Source organism: Nonomuraea maheshkhaliensis (genome assembly GCF_039529435.1).
In the GTDB taxonomy this organism is placed as follows: Bacteria; Actinomycetota; Actinomycetes; order Streptosporangiales; family Streptosporangiaceae; genus Nonomuraea; species Nonomuraea maheshkhaliensis.
Map to the genome: position 1 here is coordinate 13,059 of NZ_BAAAMU010000073.1, position 15,666 is coordinate 28,724.

Genomic DNA, 15,666 nt, shown 5'->3' on the forward strand with positions numbered 1-15,666 from the left:
CGTCAGATGTCCCTGATTTACTGGAAAATGCTGGGACTGTTGGTACGCTCGCGCCATGAGTGACCGGCTGGACGATCTCGAACGGCGGATCGACGAGCTGCGGGCCGCCGTGCGCACGGCGATGCGGGCCAGGGACGGCGCCACCGCCCGCGCCCTGCGCGCCGAGCTGCGCAGCGCCGAGCGCGCCTGGGACGCCCTGGTCAGCGGCGAGCCGCCGAGGGCCAAGGAGCGCCCGCCCGGCCTGGTCACCGTGCGCGAGCAGGTGCACCAGGGGCTGCGCCTGCTCGGGGCCTCCGCCCAGCCCCGGCTGATCGTGGCCGTCAGCGAGGCGTTCTTCGGCGGCACGATCCGCAGCGGTCAGCTCACCAGCCTGCGCAGGGACGAGGAGCGCTCGTTCAGGTCCTCGCCCTTCGGCCGCCCGTACTACCTGTGCGCGGCGCTCACCGACCGCCTCTCCTCCGCCCGCGGCCTGCTCGCGCTCAGCGCCTGGCCGCTGGAGCGGCGGGTGGTCGGACCGCTGAGCCCCAGGGTGGACTTCCTGACCGCCGCCATCGCCGTGGCCGGGCAGTCGATGGAGCCGCCGTCGGACGGCGAGCGGGCCGAGCGGTTATTGGCGCGGATGGCCAGGAACATCCCCGGCGCCGGCGAGGCCGTGCTGGGCCCGCCGGACCCCGTACGGGTGATCGAGGCGGCCCGCGCGGAGCTGCGCGTGCACGCCGATCGCGACACGCGGGACCGCGCCGAGCTGGCAGAACGCGCCGCCGCGCAGCTGGATGACGTCACTCGCCTGTTCGGCGCCGCTACGCTGAGCACGATCAAGAAGGAGAAGGCCAAGTGAGCGGCTTGAAGCGCGAAGGCGACCCCGTGCACCGGCTGGAGGCCCTGCGGGGCACCACGCCGCAGCAGCCGCATGACGCCCGCGCGATCGCGGCCCTGGCGGCCAACCCCGGTTGCAGCCGCCGGGCTCTCATGGACGGGGCCGGCATCGACAAGGACGCCGCGGCCCGGCATCTCGGGTTCCCCGCGCCGTTCGGGCAGTCGCCGTTCGCGATCACGCGCGGCAACATGTTCGAGGCGCTGGTCAAGGCCGACGGGTGCGCGGAGCTGCTGCGCATGCTGCGCGAGCTGCTGAATCTGCCCGTCGCCGAGGTGTCCTACCACGACGTGGAAAATGTCGGCGCCCACCTGCGCCACGCCCACACCAGGTCGCTGATCGACCGAGCCGCGGCCGAGGGCCACGACGCGGGCACGCTCTACGACCATCCCCTGCTCAGCCTGGAGATCGCCGGCCACACCGCCTACCTGGAGCCGGACGTGGTGGCCTTCCAGCTCGGCGGGCGCTTCCACATCGTGGAGATCAAGTCGTTCGCGGTGATCGACGGGCAGGCCGACCCGGCGGCGGTGGCCGCGGCGGCGCGGCAGGCGGCGGTCTACGTGCTGGCGCTGCGCACCCTGCTGGAGGAGCTGGGCCACGACCCGCTGAAGGTCTCCCACGACGTGGTGCTGGTCTGCCCGGAGAACTTCGCCAACCGGCCGGTCGCGACCCTGGTCGACGTACGCAGGCAACTCGCCGTGCTGCGCCGCCAGCTCACCCGGATGACCACCCTCGACCGGCTGCTCGAAGCGCTGCCCGAGGGTCTCAGCTTCGACCTGCTGCCCGGCGAGGACGGCCGGCCCACCAGGCCGGTGGCCGAGCTGGCCGACGCGCTGCACAAGACCACCGCGCGCTACGCGCCCGACTGCCTGTCCACCTGCGACCTGTGCTTCTTCTGCCGCGACGAGGCCCGCCAGGAGGGTGCCTCCGACCTGCTCGGCCGCCAGGTGCGCGACGAGCTGGGCGGCGTCGCCTCGGTGGTCGAGGCGCTGGGCCTGGCCGACGGCACCCGCGACCCCGCCGACGGCCAGGAGGAGATCGCCCGGCTGCTCCGCAACGCCGAACGCCTGCGCCGGGAGTGCCTGACTTGAGCCTGCTGACCTCGCTCGCCCGGCTGCGCGCCCTCGACGAGGGCGTCGCCCAGCCCGTCGCGACCGTCCGGCACTGCCACCTGTCGGAGCGGCCGATGGTGTTCATCCCGCTCAAGCTGTCGGGAGAGGCCGCCGCGCCGCTCGCGGCCCTGCTCGGCACCGACCGCGAGCGCCCGCGCCTGCTCGTGGTGACCCAGCCGCGCAACCGTGACCTGCGCTTCGCCTGGGCGGCGGAGCTGGCCGGGGTGCTGCTGCCGTACATCGAGGGCTTCCTCGACGACACCGAGACGGTGGAGCGCAAGAACGCCGACCCCTACGAGCGGGCGCTCGACGCGCCGCAGCTCATCGTCCCCAACCTGGCCGGTGTCGCCTTCACCCGGCTGCTCGGGCGCTCGACCCGCTTCCGCCGGGCCGACGGGCCCTATCCGGTGCCGGACGTGGTGCCGCTGCTCGGGCGGTGGCTGACGTACTTCGGGGAGCGCGCCTCCTATCCGGGCTCGTCGCTGATGACGGCCGCCACCGAGGAGCTGGGCCGCCACTGGGCCAGCGGGCAGAGCGGGCTGGAGGACGCCAACCTGGCCGCGCTGACCGCCTGGATCACGACCGGGCCGAGCGACGAGGCCGAGGACCCGCTGATCTGGCCGCCCGCCGGGCCCGCGACCGACCCCGGCTTCGACGCCGAGGTGCTCGCCCCCGCCATCGACAGCGAGAAGCCCGAGCGCATCACCGAGGCGCTGCGCACCCAGCTGGAGCCCACCTGGCGGCTGATGTGGCAGGCGATCGACCTGCTCGCCGCCCTGCCCGAGGGGGCGAGCGTGGCGCAGCGGTGGGAGCACGACCGCGGCTCGTTCAGCGCGATGGCCGTGCACATCGCCGAGGGCGCGCCGCCGCAGCCCCGCCGCGACGGCGCGATCACCGCCGCCGCCAAGCTGGCCCGCATGGAACGCGCCCAGGCCGGCTACGACGTGCAGCGCGCCTACGACGATCCCCTGGTCATGGCCGAATACCGGCTGAGCGGCGAGGCGTTCGCGGGCGAGGTGGCCGAGACGGTGCCCGACAACACCGAGGGCGAGGGCCGCTCGCGCAAGCTGCGCCCGCTCGTGGTGATCAAGACCGACGATCCGGTACGCCTGCCGCCCGGCACCTCGCTCGGCACCCCGCAGCGCCGCGGCCAGGGCGCCGAGCTGGTGGACGCGGGCCAGGGCCTGGTCACCATCAAGATCACCAAGGGGATGGGCCGGGGCAGGACACCCGCGCCCGGCGCGGTGCCCGAGGTCGGCGAGCGCGTCTGCTACACCTCGCTGACCGACGACTTCCAGGGCTCGCCCGCCCTGCCCGACGCCGAGGCCACGCCGTGGACGCACGGCGGCCCGCCGCAGGAATACGTGCCCGACGACGAGGACGCCCAGGAGGAGTGGTCGTGACCGGCGAGCCGACGATCGGCCCCGAGCAGGTCATCAGAAACGTGCTCGCCGACCTGCCCCGCCACCGCGGCGTGGTGGTCGACTCCCCGCCGGGGGCCGGCAAGTCCACCCTCGTGGTGCGCGCCGCCGCCCACATCGCGGCCACCGGCGAGCCGCTGATGATCGTGGCCCAGACCAACGAGCAGGTCGACGACCTGGTGTCCAGGATCAGCGGCAAGCACCCCCACCTGAGCGTGGGCCGGCTGTCGGCCGGCGGCTACGTGCCACCGCTGCGCCTGCTGGAGCTGCCCGGCGTCCGCGTCGGCACCCGCATCCAGGACCTGGGCGACCCCGACATCGTCATCGCCACCGCGGACAAATGGGCATGGATCGGCGACCGGGTGTGGCCGTGGGCGATCGTGGACGAGGCGTACCAGATGCGCTCCGACAAGCTGCTGCGCATCGCGGGACTGTTCGAGCGGGCGCTGTTCGTCGGCGACCCCGGTCAGCTCGACCCGTTCTCGATCGTGGACGGCGACCGGTGGTCGGGGCTGTCGTGGGATCCGCTGCAGAGCGCGGTCTCGGTGCTGCTGCGGCACAACCCCGACCTGCCCGTGCACCGGCTGCCGGTCTCGTGGCGGCTGCCCGCGTCGGCGGCGCCCGTGGTGTCGCGGGCGTTCTACCCGTTCACCGGGTTCAGGTCCGGCACCGATCACGGGGACCGGTGGCTGGAGCTGTCGACCGGCGGCATGGGCACCGTGCACGACCGCGCGCTGGAGGAGGCGGCCAGATCCGGCTGGGCGCTGCTGGAACTGCCGAACCGGCACACCGTGCGCACCGACGGCGAGGCCGTGCGGGCGGTGGCGCTGCTGGCCGAGCGGCTGCTGCAGCGGGGCGCCGTGTCGGGCTCCGAGCAGGGCGAGCGGCCGGTGACGGCGGACCGGATCGCCGTCGGCGCCGCGCACCGCGACCAGGTGGCCGCCATCAGGGCCGCGGGCCTGCCCGCCGAGATCACCGTGGACACCGCGAACCGGCTGCAGGGCCGCGAGTACGACGTCACGATCGTGCTGCACCCGCTGTCGGGGCGCAGGGACGCCACCGCCTTCCACCTGGAGTCGGGGCGGCTGTGCGTGCTGGCGTCGCGGCACCGGCACGCGTGCGTGGTGGTGGCCAGGGCGGGCATCGCCGAATTGCTGGACGCGCATCCTTCGGCGGAGCCGGTGCAGCTCGGGGTGCCGGTGAAGTTCCCCGACGGGTGGGAGGCCAACCAGTCGGTGCTGGACCACCTGTCGCGGCACCGCGTCTGATCCCGCCGCGTCTGATCCCGCCGCGTCTGATACCCCTGACGCTGATCCCGCCGCGCCTGATCCCGCCGCGCCTGATCCCGCCGCGCCTGATCCCGCCGCGCCTGACCCTGCCCTGGCCGGGGTGCGTGGGGCGAGGTCAGAGGCGGCGGCGCCAGACGTCGATGGCCATGACCCGGCGCATGCCCGCCGACTCGTACAGGCCCAGCGCCGGGGTGGTGTTGTTGGAGTCGACGTGCAGGATCGTGCCCTTGCGCCCGGCGGCGGCGTCGGCGGCGAAGGCGTGCCGCAGCAGGAATCTGCCAAGACCCCTGCCCCTGAACTCGGGCAGCACGGCCAGCGTGGCCACGTAGCCGCAGCCCTCGTCGCTCAGGAACGCGTCGTTGCCGATCACCACCCCGGCCGGGCGGCCGCCGATCCGGGCGAGCGCCAGCTGGCTCCAGTCGGTGGTGCTCATGGCCTCCCGGCGCTCGTGCCACAGCTCGTAGGGCGTCGGCACGAAGCCGAAATGCTCGGCGAAGCCCTCCTGGTACACGCGGTGCCCTTCGCGCCGCACCTGCTCGTCCAGCCCCGAGTGCATCGTCAGCCCGGGCGGCGCGACGGGCGGCTCCACCGGACCGTCATGGTCGATCCGCATGCGGTGGTAGCTGGTGCCGGGCTCGAAGCCCCGGCCCCGCATCCGGTCCTGCTTGACCTCGTCGGAGCGGTAGACGGAGATGTGCAGGGTGACGGCGTCGAGACCGCCTTCCGTACGGTGCTCGGCCGCGCGGGCCAGCACGGCCTCCCACAGCCGCTCCTCCAGCCCGCTCACGCCGGGACGGACGATCACCTCGACGTCGACCAGGTCGCTCTCGCCATTGCGGATGACCCAGGCCCAGCCGTCGAGCCGGCCGACGGGGTCGTGGGCCAGCCAGGCGTCCCGGTCGAGGTCGAAGCCGGGCTCGACGAGATCGTCCGCGATGTCTTCCAGCGTGGAGTCCGATGCCCCGATCACCGCGGTGTCGCTGGCGGCGACGAGCTCGTGGATGGCCCCGGCGTCGTCGGGCCGCGGCCGGCTGATGGTGTGCATGGGGGGATTGTCCCCGCGCGCGCCGCCGCGTGCCTCCCATTTTCCGCCGGCCTTTCCCCGGGTACGGCCCGGGGTCAGCCCGCCTACCTGGCCGCTCGGCAGCTCGGCGGCCTGGCCGTTCGCCCGCCGTTCAGCCTGCCGCGGGAGCGACCGCCTTGTCCGCCGAGGAGTCCACCGGGGTGGCGCCGCGCAGCGGGATCTCCTTGACGAACGCCGCCAGCACCGGCACCACGATCGCGAACACGATGGCCCACCAGAACACCCCGGAGATCGAGGTCGCCAGCGACTCCAGCAGCCCCGTGCGCGTCTGGGCCGGCATCTGCGCGACGGCCGCCGGGTCCATCCGGGCCCCGGCCGCGGCCATGCGCTCCGCCGCCTCGGGGCCGAACCGGCCGGTCAGCTCCGACAGCAGGTGGTTGTTGAAGATCGCCCCGAACAGCGAGACACCGAACGAGCCGCCGATCGACCGGAAGAACGTGGAGGCGCTGCTGGCGACGCCCAGGTCGCGCTGCTCGACGCTGTTCTGCGCGATGAGCATCGTGGTCTGCATGAGGAAGCCCATGCCGAGCCCGAGCACCGCGATGAACACGCCGGTCGTCCAGGACGCCGTGGTGACGCTCATGGTGGACAGCAGCCACATGCCCGCGGTCATGCCGACGCCGCCGATCACCGGGTAGATCTTGTACTTCCCCGTGCTGGTGATGGCCTTGCCCACGAACAGCGACACGACCATGGCCGCGCCCATCATGGGCAGCAGCAGCAGGCCGGAGTTGGTGGCCGAGGCGCCCTGCACCATCTGCTGGAACAGCGGCAGGAAGTTGATCGCGCCGAACATGGCGAAGCCGAGCAGGAAGCCGATGGCCGAGATGAGGGTGAAGTTGCGGTTGCGGAAGAGCTGCAGCGGCATGATCGGCTCGGCGACCTTGCGCTCGACCAGGATGAAGAGCACGAGCGTGAGCACGGCGAGCGCGGCCAGGCCGAGGATCTGCCAGGAGCCCCAGGCGTACTCGTTGCCGCCCCAGGTGGTGATGAGCACCATCGCGGTGATGCTCACCGAGAGCAGGCCCGCGCCCGCCCAGTCGATGCGCACGTCGCCGCGCTCCACCCGCGGCAGGCGCAGCGTCAGCACCAGCAGCACGAGCGCGACCGCGCCGACCGGGAGGTTCACGTAGAAGGCCCAGCGCCAGTCGAGGTGGTCGGTGATGAAGCCGCCGACGAGGGGGCCGGCGAACATCGCCAGCGACATGACGCCGGCCATGATGCCCTGGTACTGGCCGCGCTCGCGGGGCGGGACCAGGTCGCCGATGATGGCCATGACGTTCACCAACAGGCCGCCGGCGCCGAGGCCCTGCACGGCACGGAAGGCGATGAGCTCGGCCATGCCGCCGTCGGGGCCGCCGAGCAGGTCGGAGCCGGCCATGCCGCAGAGGGCGGAGCCGGCCATGAAGATGACGACCGAGATGATGAAGATGTTCTTGCGCCCGTACAGGTCGCCGATCTTGCCCCAGATCGGGGTCGAGACGGTGGTCCCCAGCACGTACGCGGTGACGACCCAGGACAGGTGGGTCAGCCCGCCGAGCTCGCCCACGATGCGCGGCATGGCCGTGCCCACGATCATGTTGTCCAGCATGGCCAGGACCATCGCCAGCATTAAGCCGGGCAGGACGACCATGACCTCGCGGCGTCTTCCGACTGTTTCCGCCACCACACACCCCCGTGTCCACGTACTTACTTGCCGACCGGCAAGCGTAGAATGTAGATACTTACTTGCCGGCCGTCAAGTCGAAAAGGTGCGAAGTGCGGGAAGACACGCGAACCCGGATCCAGGAGATCGCACTGCGGCTCTTCACCGAGCAGGGATACGAGGCGACGTCGCTGCGGGAGATCGCCGAGGAGCTCGGGGTGACGAAGGCCGCGCTCTACTACCACTTCAAGACCAAGGACGACATTGTGACGAGCCTGGTCGACAAGCGCCTCGAGGAACTGGAGGAGCTGCTGAAGTGGGTCAAGAGCCGGCCGCGCACCCCGGAGATGCGCCGTGAGCTGGTCATGCGCTACGCCGACAGCGTCAGGAGCGAGCGGCATCTCGGGATCTCCAGGTTCCTCGAACGCAACCAGACCGCGCTGCGCGACCACCCCACGCTGATCAGGATCCGCGAGCGGATGATCGAGCTGACCACGCAGATCAGCGAGCCGGACGCCACTCCAGCCGAGCGCGTCAGCCACTCGCTGGCCCTGTTCGCCTTGCACGCGGGCAAGTGGATGCTCCGGGAGGGCGAGCTGTCCGAGGACGAGATCCACAAAGCCTGTCTGGAGGTGGCCTTCCGCCTCCTGGAACCCGCCGGCTCCGTGCCCACCGATCACTGAGGGACGATTGCCGCCGGTGTTTGAGGGCAGGAGCACCGCACGCATCCGGACGGAAGGAGGTGCGGTGGAGGCTACGATGGCGCTCCGACTGCCCAGAGATGCGGCGAGCGTTCCGCTGATCAGGCAGATGCTGGACGGCACGCTGCGGTCGCTCGGCGTCGAGCCGCAGGTCCGCGACGACATCGAACTCATGCTCACCGAGGCGTGCTCCAACGTGATCAAGCATGCGGCGCCGAGCGACGACTACACGGTCAGCGCGTCGGTGCACGACCACCTGTGCGTGATCAGGGTGGTCGACACGGGCGACGGGTTCGACGCCGACAAGGTGTCCCTACCCGAGCCCGGCGCCGAGCACGGACGCGGGCTGCAGATCATGCGCGCGCTCGCCGACGACATCCGATTCAGCAACAGGAGAGAACACGGAGCGGTGGTCTGCCTGGAGAAGCGCCTGCGGTACGCGCCGGGGGCGGCCGGGCAACATCTCATGACCACCTAGGCCCCCTGGCGGGCGGCATCCGGGCACAGGTCGTGGGAGTGTCCAGGGCCCGGCCTGCGTAAGCCCCGCCGGCCCGCGCCCCCGGCGACCGTCCTTCCCCCGAACTGCCGCACCACCGTCATGGCCCGGGAGGCCGCACGACCGTCGCCGTCCCGGAGACCCCCGCGGCCGTCATGGCCGGGAGGCCCGGGCTCCGCTCAGCTCCATCCTCAGCCCCGCGGGTGACGTCTCCTCGCCGGGGCTCGGATCGGGCTCCGGCTCCGCTTCCCCGGTGGCCGCTTCCGCCGCGGGCGTGGCGGGCTCAGAATCCGCTTCCCCCGCGGCCGGATCCGCTTCCCCCGCGGCCGGATCCGCTTCCCCGGCGACCGGATCCGCTTCCCCGGCGACCGGATCCGCTTCCCCGGCGGCCGGATCGCGCCTCGTCAGCCGGTTCCACCATCGCTTCCAGTGGGTCAGCGAGGCCGCCATCGCCAGCAGGACGATCATGGAGACGCCCGCGATGAGCAGCACCGACAGGACGATGAGGAGGAGGACGACCGCCAGGGTCCCGAGCGCGCCGAGCAGTGTCATCATTCGGCGTGAAATGCCCACTCACCAGTACTTCATGCCACCAAATAGGGATAGATCGAGCTTACTCCGCCAGACCGTCGCGCTGGTCGAGCCGCCCGGGCAGCACGTCGAGCCGGCGCAGTATGACTCCCTCGCGCAGCGCCCACGGGCACACCTCCAGCCGGTCCACCTCGAACAGGTCCATGGCAGCGTCCGCGACGAGCGCCCCGGCCGCCAGTTGCGCCGCCCGCCCCTCCGACACGCCCGACAGCCGCGCCCGCTCGGCGGAGCCCATGGTGGTGAGCTTGCCGGCCCAGTCGGCCATGTCCTGGCGGGACAGCGAGCGGGAGACGTACGGGCCGTCGCTGGAGGGCGCCGCGCCGGTGATCCTGGCCAGTTGCTTGAAGGTCTTGGAGGTGGCGACCGCGCGGTCGGGCACGCCGTACCTCGCGATGTCGCCGACGTTGCGGGCGATCTCGGCGCGTACGTGCTTGCGCAGCTTGCGCACCTCGTCCGGCGACGGCGGGTCGCCGGTGAACCAGTCGCGCGTGAGCCGTCCCGCGCCCAGCGGCAGCGACACCGCCGCGTCGGGCTCCTCGTCCACGCCGGCGGCGATCTCCAGCGAGCCGCCGCCGATGTCGAAGGCGAGCAGCCGCCCCGACGACCAGCCGAACCAGCGCCGCACGGCCAGGAACGTCAGCCGGGCCTCGTCGCGACCGGACAGCACCTCGATGTGCACGCCGCAGCGTTCGTCGACCTCCGCGAGGACCTGCTCGACGTTGGCCGCCTCGCGCACGGCGGAGGTGGCGAAGGCGAGCAGTTCCTCCACGCCCTTGTCCTCGGCGAGGTGAACGGCCTCCTCGACGAAGCCGCCGAGCCGTTCGATGCCCTGCGCGCCGAGCCGGTGCTCCTCGTCGAGGTGCTCGGTCAGGCGCAGGTCGACCTTGTGGGAGTAGGCGGGCATGGGCCGGGCGCCCCGGTGGGCGTCGACGACCAGTAAATGGACGGTGTTCGAGCCGATGTCCAGCACGCCGAGTCGCATGAGAAAACGCTACCGTTCTGCGGCATTTATCGTGAAACGCAGCCGGAAGTGATCGAACGTGACGGGCATCGGGTTCTCCAGGGTGACGGACGGCCTGACCGTGCGCTCCCGCAGGAACGCGCCCAGCAGCGCGGCCGAGGTGGCCAGCACCAGGTCCTCGCCAGGGCAGCGGGCGAACCCGCCGCTGAAGGGCACCCCCGCCCAGGTCCCGCCGTCGTGCCCGGGTTCCGGCCCGCCTTCGAGCCACAGGTCGGGACGGTAGGAGGCGCCGGGCTCCTCCCTGTTGACGTACGGGCTGTGGATCACCACCGTCGTGCCGATCGGGAGGTCCCAGGGGTTGGGGCCGGTGACCTCGCGCAGGATGGCGAGCGTGGTGGGCCAGAGCCGCACGGACTCCAGCACGGCCGCCCTCAGCCGGTCGGCCTCTGGCACCCCCGTGTCCCCCGCCGAACCCCCACCCTGGCGGCCCCGATCCACGGAGCCCTGGTCCTGGGAGCCGGCATCCTGGCGGCACATGGGCGAGGTCAGGAGGGCCAGGGCGCGGTAGGCGGCCATCGCGCCGGCGTCGTAGGCGAACAGCCAGTGCGGCACCTGCCCCTCGGCGTGCACGTCCGCCGCCGCCTGCGTGCGGGCCGGCTCTCCGGCCAGGCTGCCGGGCTCGGCCCTGGCGAGGTGGGCGGCCAGCCGCCGCTGGAAGGCGTTGCGCACGTCGGTGCGCTGCCCGCGCAGCCAGGCCCAGTTGGCGTCACGGCGCAGCCGGTCGAGTTGCCTGGTGAGGGTCACGTCGTGACGGGCGCCGTCCCCGAGCACGACCCGCCGCGCCAGCCGCCAGTGGGCGGCCTGGAAGAGCGGCCAGGTCAGCGTCCCGTGACGGGGCAGCGTGGCGGCCTCCTCCGCGGAGATCCGGGCCAACGTGGACGCCTCGGTGATCCCGGCAGCCGCGCGGGTCGCGCCGGGTCCGGTCGCGCCGGACCCGGCGAGCGCGGCGATCTCGGTGACGGGGACGCGGCCGGTGTGCAGGACCTGTTCGTTCAGGGCGCGGCGGCGGTCGCGCAGGTCGCGTTCCGGGGTGATCAGCACGCCGTCGGGCTGGAAGTGCGCGAGCGCGCCGCGTTTGTCCCTGCTCGCCGGGCTGAACGCCCGGTCCTCCAGCACCGCGCGTACGTCGCGTGAGGCCAGCGGCAGCATCACCCGGCCGCGCCCGGGCACGGGCACCAGCAGCGGCCCGTCGCCATACGTGGCGCGCAGCCGGCGCAGGAGCCTGATCGCGCGCTCCTCGGCCCGGGTCAGAGCGGCCAGGCGCACCATGGAGGGCCGCCGCACCACGACCCCCTGTGCCAGGGCCGGCAGAACCAGCGTGGCGGCCACGGCCAGCGAATCGGCCGCCGTCACTCGCGCCGGCCGTGTGATCGCAGGCATGGTACAGGCACTACCCTTCCTTGGTGTCATGACACGTTTTGGGGGGTCTGTGAGCGCTTGTTGTGGCCCGAGCAGGGAGGCCGGCGACGGACCGGCCGAGGTCGCCGGCGGGCCGGTCGAGGTCGCCGGCGGGCCGGTCGAGGAGGCCGTCACGATCACCGCACGGCGGACGGCGCCGCGCGGGATGGTGCGCGTGCCCGGCGGGACGTACCTCGTGGGCGGGGACGATCCGGACGGGCGGCCCGAGGACGGCGAAGGGCCGGTGCGTGAGGTCAGGCTCGATCCCTTCATGATCGATCCGGCGTGCGTGACGAACGCGCAGTTCGCCACGTTCGTGAAGGAGACCGGTTATGTCACCGAGGCCGAGCGGATCGGCTGGTCGTTCGTGTTCCGCCAGTTCGCCAGCGCGGGCGTGATCGACGCGACCGTGCCGGGCGCGCCCTGGTGGGCGGGCGTCGAGGGGGCAACGTGGCGCACGCCCGAGGGCCCCGGCTCCTCCAACGGCGACCGCCAGAACCACCCGGTCGTCCACGTGTCCTGGAACGACGCCACCGCGTACGCCACCTGGGCGGGCAAGCGGCTGCCGACCGAGGCAGAGTGGGAGGCGGCGGCCAGGGGCGGGCTGGAGCGCAAGCGTTACCCGTGGGGCGACGAGCTTGCGCCGAAGGGCCGCAAGCGCTGCAACATCTGGGAGGGTCACTTCCCGTCCGCGCCGAGCAAGGGGACGATGCCGGTCAAGTCGTTCCAGCCGAACGGCTACGGGCTCTACAACGTCTCCGGCAACGTGTGGGAGTGGACCGCGGACTGGTGGGGCACGGAGTGGGAGCCGTACGCCGACAATCCCACGGGGCCGGCGGAGGGGCCGGGGAAGGTGATCCGCGGCGGCTCGTACATGTGCCACGACTCCTACTGCAACCGCTACCGGGTGGCCGCGCGCACCTCTAACACGCCGGACTCCTCGACCGGGCACACGGGGTTCCGCTGTGCGGCCATACTCTGATCGCATGTCACGAACCCTGCGACTGCTGATCACCGGCGGCGGCACCGGTGGTCACACCTATCCGGCCCTGACGACCCTGTCGGCCGTCCAGCGACGTCAGGTGCCGCACGACGTGCTCTGGGTGGGCACGGCCAACGGCCTTGAGGCGCGGATCACCGCCGAGCACGGCATCCCGTTCAAGGCGATCACGACGGGAAAGCTGCGCCGCCGCCCCAACCTGAAAGAGCTGGGCACCAACATCGCCGACGTCTTCCGCATCCCGGTGGGGGTGTTCCAGGCGGTCGGGCACGCCGCCCGCTACCTGCCCGACGTGGTGCTGTCGACGGGGGGCTACGTGGCGGTCCCCATCGGGGTGGCGGCCAAGCTGATCCGCCGCCCGCTGGTCATGCACGAGCAGACCACGGTGGTGGGGCTGGCCAACCGCATCCTGGCCAGGCTGGCGACCAGGATCGCGCTGTCCCACGAGTCGTCGCTGGACTACCTGCCCGCCTCGGCCAGGGCGAAGGCCGTGGTGACCGGCAACCCGGTCAGGCCCGCGCTGCTGCAGGGCAACCGGGCGGCGGCCTACGACCTGTTCGGGCTGACGTTCGAGGTGCCGCTGATCTACGTGACGGGCGGTGCGCAGGGCAGCAGGCAGATCAACACGCTGATCGCGGAGATCCTGCCCCGGCTGCTGCGGCACGCGCAGATCGTGCACCAGTGCGGGTCCGCGCTGATCGACGAGATGCGGGCGGTGGCGCTGCCGCCGGACCTGGCCGACCGCTACCATCCGGTGCCGTACGTGGGCGAGGAGCTGCCCGACCTGTTCGCCGCGGCCGACGTGGTGATCTCGCGCAGCGGGGCCGGCACGGTGTCGGAGCTGACCGCGATCGGCAAGCCCTCCGTGCTGGTGCCGCTGATCCCGACCGGAGGTGACGAGCAGCGCAAGAACGCCGGCTACCTGGCCTCGGCGGGCGCGGCGCGGGCGCTGCTCGAACCGCGGCCCACGGGCGACATGCTGCTGGCCGAGCTGATGCCGCTGCTGGCCGATCCGGGGCTGCGGCAGGCGATGGGGCAGGCGGCGGCCGGGCTGGGGCGCCTGGACGCGGCCGACGCCCTGTGCGACCTGCTGCTGGACGCCGCGAACCACCCGGCCGCAGCGGCGGCGCACGCCTCACACCGGCCGAACCCGTCCTGAGCCCGGCTCACGGGTCGAGGTAGCGGAAGGCCTCCTGGGCGGAGCTCACGCTCCGCCTCAGTGCCTGCTCAAGCCGGTCGGCGTCCTCGGCCAGGCGTTCCAGCTCCGGCACGGCGAACCCGTCCGCCCCCGTCTCGGCGACCAGTTCCTCGTACTGGTGCAGCCGCCCGCGCAGCTCCTCGATCTGGTGCTGGGCCAGGTACGCCCGCTCGGCGTCCGCCACGTTGGCGGCGTACCGTTCCAGCGCCTCGACCCGGGCCAGCACGGCGTCCTCGCTGCTGTCCAGCGCCCGGGCGAGGGGCGCGGCCACGGCCTCGACCTCGGGCGTGAGCCCCTGCGAGACGGTCTCCCTGTGCTTGGTGCGCAGGGCCGACAGCTTGGCCAGCAGCCGGGCGATCTCCCACTCCTGCGCGGGCAGCATCACCGCGTTGCGCACGTCGTCGAGCAGCCCTTCGGCGTTGACCCGGGACCCGGTGATGGCGGCGATGGCGCGCTGCGCGCGGGCCAGGATGCGGGCGGAGGCCTCGTCGAGGTCGTCGGGGAGCACGTAGCGGCCCTCGTACCAGCGCAACTGCTCGTAGATCTCCCGCTCGTAGTCGCCGTCGTCCTCGTCCTCCTCCGTCAGGTCGTTGCGGATGAACAGCACGATCATCAGCGGGATGCCGAGCAGCACGAGCAGCAGCAGGCCCAGGCCGCGGCCCAGGAAGCCCACTCCCATGAGCAGGCCGAAGAAGGCCACGCCGCCGAGCGAGGCGATCCTGCGGGCGCGCAGGCCGGAGGCCGATCGCCGCGGCTCGGGGACCCAGCCGTGGCGCATCTTGATCAGTACGCGCCGGCTCTCCCTGAGCAATTGGGCGTCCTCCGGCGGTACTCCGGGGTCTACCACCACATCCGCCACGAATCCGGATCCTAAGGTAATTCAGCCGTTGAGGTGTCGAAATGCTTCGTGTGCGGAGCTGACGCTGTCGCGCAGCGCCTGCTCAAGCCGGCCTGCCTCGTCGGTCAGGCGGTCGAGCTCCGGCACGGCGAAGCCGTCCGCCCCCGTCTCCGCGACCAGCTCCTCGTACTGATGCAGCTTGGAGCTGAGACGTTCGATCTGGTGCCTGGCCCGGTACGCGCGCTCGGCGTCGGCCACGTGGCCCGCGTACCGCTCCAGGGCCTCCACGCGGGCCAGCACCGCCCGCTCACTGCTGTCCAGCGCGTGGGCGAAGGGCTCGGCCACGGCGGCCACCTCGGGGGTGATGCCCTCCGAGACGACCTCCTGGTGCTCGGCGCGCAGCTCCGACAGCTTGGCCAGCAGCCGGGCGATCTCCCACTCCTGCGCGGGCAGCATCACGCCGTTGCGTACGTCGTCGAGCAGGCCCTCGGCGTTCACGTGGGAGTCCATGACCTGGTCGATGGCGGCCTGGGCGCGGGACATGAGCGCCCTGGCGGGGTCGTCGAGCCGTTCGCGCAGGACGTAGTGGCCCTCGTGCCGGCGAGCGGCCTCGTAGACCTCGCGCTCGCGCTCCCGCCGCCGCTCCGCCTCGGCGTCGGTCCTGGGCCGCAGCAGCACGCTGACGAACAGCAGCGCCGCCCCCGTCATGATCACCGCGAACGGGGTGTAGCGCTCGGCCACGAAGAGCACGAGCCCGTACACGGTCGCGCCGAGGGCCGTCACGACGGCCGCCAGGGTGATCGCGAGCCGGAACGCCCGGCTGGTCATGGGTCCCGCCACGGGCAGGTGGCGCTTGTGCGCGGGCTCCCAGCCGGCGTGGACCCGCAGCAGGATCTTGCGATTGTCGCGGAGTAAGGCCGCGACGTCGCCGGGCACCGCCGGATCGACGATCACCTTCGCAGGACGCCCGGCCACGTTACCGATCCTATGTGCCCTTC

The 15,666-nt window shown here is 72.5% G+C and carries 15 protein-coding genes; 8 read left to right on the plus strand and 7 right to left on the minus strand.

Annotated features, from left to right (window positions below; genetic code table 11):
* The first annotated feature begins 55 nt into the window (after positions 1-55).
* Genes ABFX54_RS36500 through ABFX54_RS36515 form a run of 4 tightly spaced genes read left to right on the plus strand, consistent with a single transcriptional unit; the run spans position 56 to position 4,675 of the window.
* Positions 56-838 carry a hypothetical protein gene (locus ABFX54_RS36500; protein ID WP_346111289.1) on the plus strand — a complete coding sequence of 261 codons (783 nt, stop codon included), beginning with the start codon at positions 56-58 and terminating at the stop codon, positions 836-838.
* Positions 835-1,965, plus strand: coding sequence for a hypothetical protein (locus ABFX54_RS36505; protein WP_346111290.1), 1,131 nt, complete (start codon positions 835-837; stop codon positions 1,963-1,965). Before ABFX54_RS36500 ends, ABFX54_RS36505 begins: the two co-directional genes overlap by 4 nt.
* Positions 1,953-3,389, plus strand: a complete 1,437-nt coding sequence (locus ABFX54_RS36510; RefSeq protein WP_346111291.1) for a hypothetical protein — start codon at positions 1,953-1,955, stop codon at positions 3,387-3,389. The genes ABFX54_RS36505 and ABFX54_RS36510 overlap by 13 nt, the downstream gene beginning before the upstream one ends.
* The gene (locus ABFX54_RS36515) at positions 3,386-4,675 is read left to right on the plus strand and encodes an AAA family ATPase (protein WP_346111292.1); all 1,290 of its coding nucleotides are present in this window, start codon (positions 3,386-3,388) and stop codon (positions 4,673-4,675) included. The genes ABFX54_RS36510 and ABFX54_RS36515 overlap by 4 nt, the downstream gene beginning before the upstream one ends.
* A 136-nt stretch (positions 4,676-4,811) precedes the next feature.
* On the opposite strand, the gene ABFX54_RS36520 is transcribed toward ABFX54_RS36515, so the two are convergent.
* Both ABFX54_RS36520 and ABFX54_RS36525 read right to left on the minus strand, forming a co-directional pair.
* Positions 4,812-5,741, minus strand: a complete 930-nt coding sequence (locus tag ABFX54_RS36520) for a GNAT family N-acetyltransferase (RefSeq protein WP_346111293.1) — start codon at positions 5,739-5,741, stop codon at positions 4,812-4,814.
* A gap of 130 nt (positions 5,742-5,871) precedes the next feature.
* Positions 5,872-7,446 (minus strand): MDR family MFS transporter, encoded by a 1,575-nt coding sequence (locus tag ABFX54_RS36525; RefSeq protein WP_346111294.1) that lies wholly within the window; start codon positions 7,444-7,446, stop codon positions 5,872-5,874.
* Positions 7,447-7,538: 92 nt separating this feature from the next.
* Between ABFX54_RS36525 and ABFX54_RS36530 the strand changes: the two genes are divergently transcribed.
* Positions 7,539-8,108, plus strand: coding sequence for a TetR/AcrR family transcriptional regulator (locus ABFX54_RS36530; protein ID WP_346111295.1), 570 nt, complete (start codon positions 7,539-7,541; stop codon positions 8,106-8,108).
* A gap of 76 nt (positions 8,109-8,184) precedes the next feature.
* The gene (locus ABFX54_RS36535) at positions 8,185-8,604 is read left to right on the plus strand and encodes an ATP-binding protein (protein WP_346111296.1); all 420 of its coding nucleotides are present in this window, start codon (positions 8,185-8,187) and stop codon (positions 8,602-8,604) included.
* A gap of 171 nt (positions 8,605-8,775) precedes the next feature.
* Here ABFX54_RS36535 and ABFX54_RS36540 read toward each other — a convergent pair whose 3' ends face one another.
* Genes ABFX54_RS36540 through ABFX54_RS36550 form a run of 3 tightly spaced genes read right to left on the minus strand, consistent with a single transcriptional unit; the run spans position 8,776 to position 11,614 of the window.
* Positions 8,776-9,177 carry a hypothetical protein gene (locus ABFX54_RS36540; RefSeq protein ID WP_346111297.1) on the minus strand — a complete coding sequence of 134 codons (402 nt, stop codon included), beginning with the start codon at positions 9,175-9,177 and terminating at the stop codon, positions 8,776-8,778.
* A gap of 58 nt (positions 9,178-9,235) precedes the next feature.
* The gene (locus tag ABFX54_RS36545) at positions 9,236-10,195 is read right to left on the minus strand and encodes a Ppx/GppA family phosphatase (RefSeq protein WP_346111298.1); all 960 of its coding nucleotides are present in this window, start codon (positions 10,193-10,195) and stop codon (positions 9,236-9,238) included.
* A gap of 9 nt (positions 10,196-10,204) precedes the next feature.
* On the minus strand, positions 10,205-11,614 hold the full coding sequence (locus ABFX54_RS36550) for a cytochrome P450 family protein (RefSeq protein WP_346111299.1): 1,410 nt from the start codon (positions 11,612-11,614) through the stop codon (positions 10,205-10,207).
* A gap of 184 nt (positions 11,615-11,798) precedes the next feature.
* Here ABFX54_RS36550 and ABFX54_RS36555 point away from each other — a divergent pair, with 184 nt between their 5' ends.
* Both ABFX54_RS36555 and ABFX54_RS36560 read left to right on the plus strand, forming a co-directional pair.
* Complete coding sequence (locus ABFX54_RS36555; RefSeq protein ID WP_428834612.1) at positions 11,799-12,614, plus strand: formylglycine-generating enzyme family protein; 816 nt, start codon at positions 11,799-11,801, stop codon at positions 12,612-12,614.
* A 4-nt stretch (positions 12,615-12,618) separates the two neighbouring features.
* Positions 12,619-13,791 (plus strand): UDP-N-acetylglucosamine--N-acetylmuramyl-(pentapeptide) pyrophosphoryl-undecaprenol N-acetylglucosamine transferase, encoded by a 1,173-nt coding sequence (locus ABFX54_RS36560; protein WP_346111301.1) that lies wholly within the window; start codon positions 12,619-12,621, stop codon positions 13,789-13,791.
* A 7-nt stretch (positions 13,792-13,798) separates the two neighbouring features.
* On the opposite strand, the gene ABFX54_RS36565 is transcribed toward ABFX54_RS36560, so the two are convergent.
* Entirely contained in the window at positions 13,799-14,689 is an 891-nt protein-coding gene (locus ABFX54_RS36565; protein WP_346111302.1) for a hypothetical protein, read from the minus strand.
* A 21-nt stretch (positions 14,690-14,710) separates the two neighbouring features.
* Complete coding sequence (locus tag ABFX54_RS36570; RefSeq protein WP_346111303.1) at positions 14,711-15,643, minus strand: hypothetical protein; 933 nt, start codon at positions 15,641-15,643, stop codon at positions 14,711-14,713.
* Positions 15,644-15,666 lie beyond the last annotated feature (23 nt).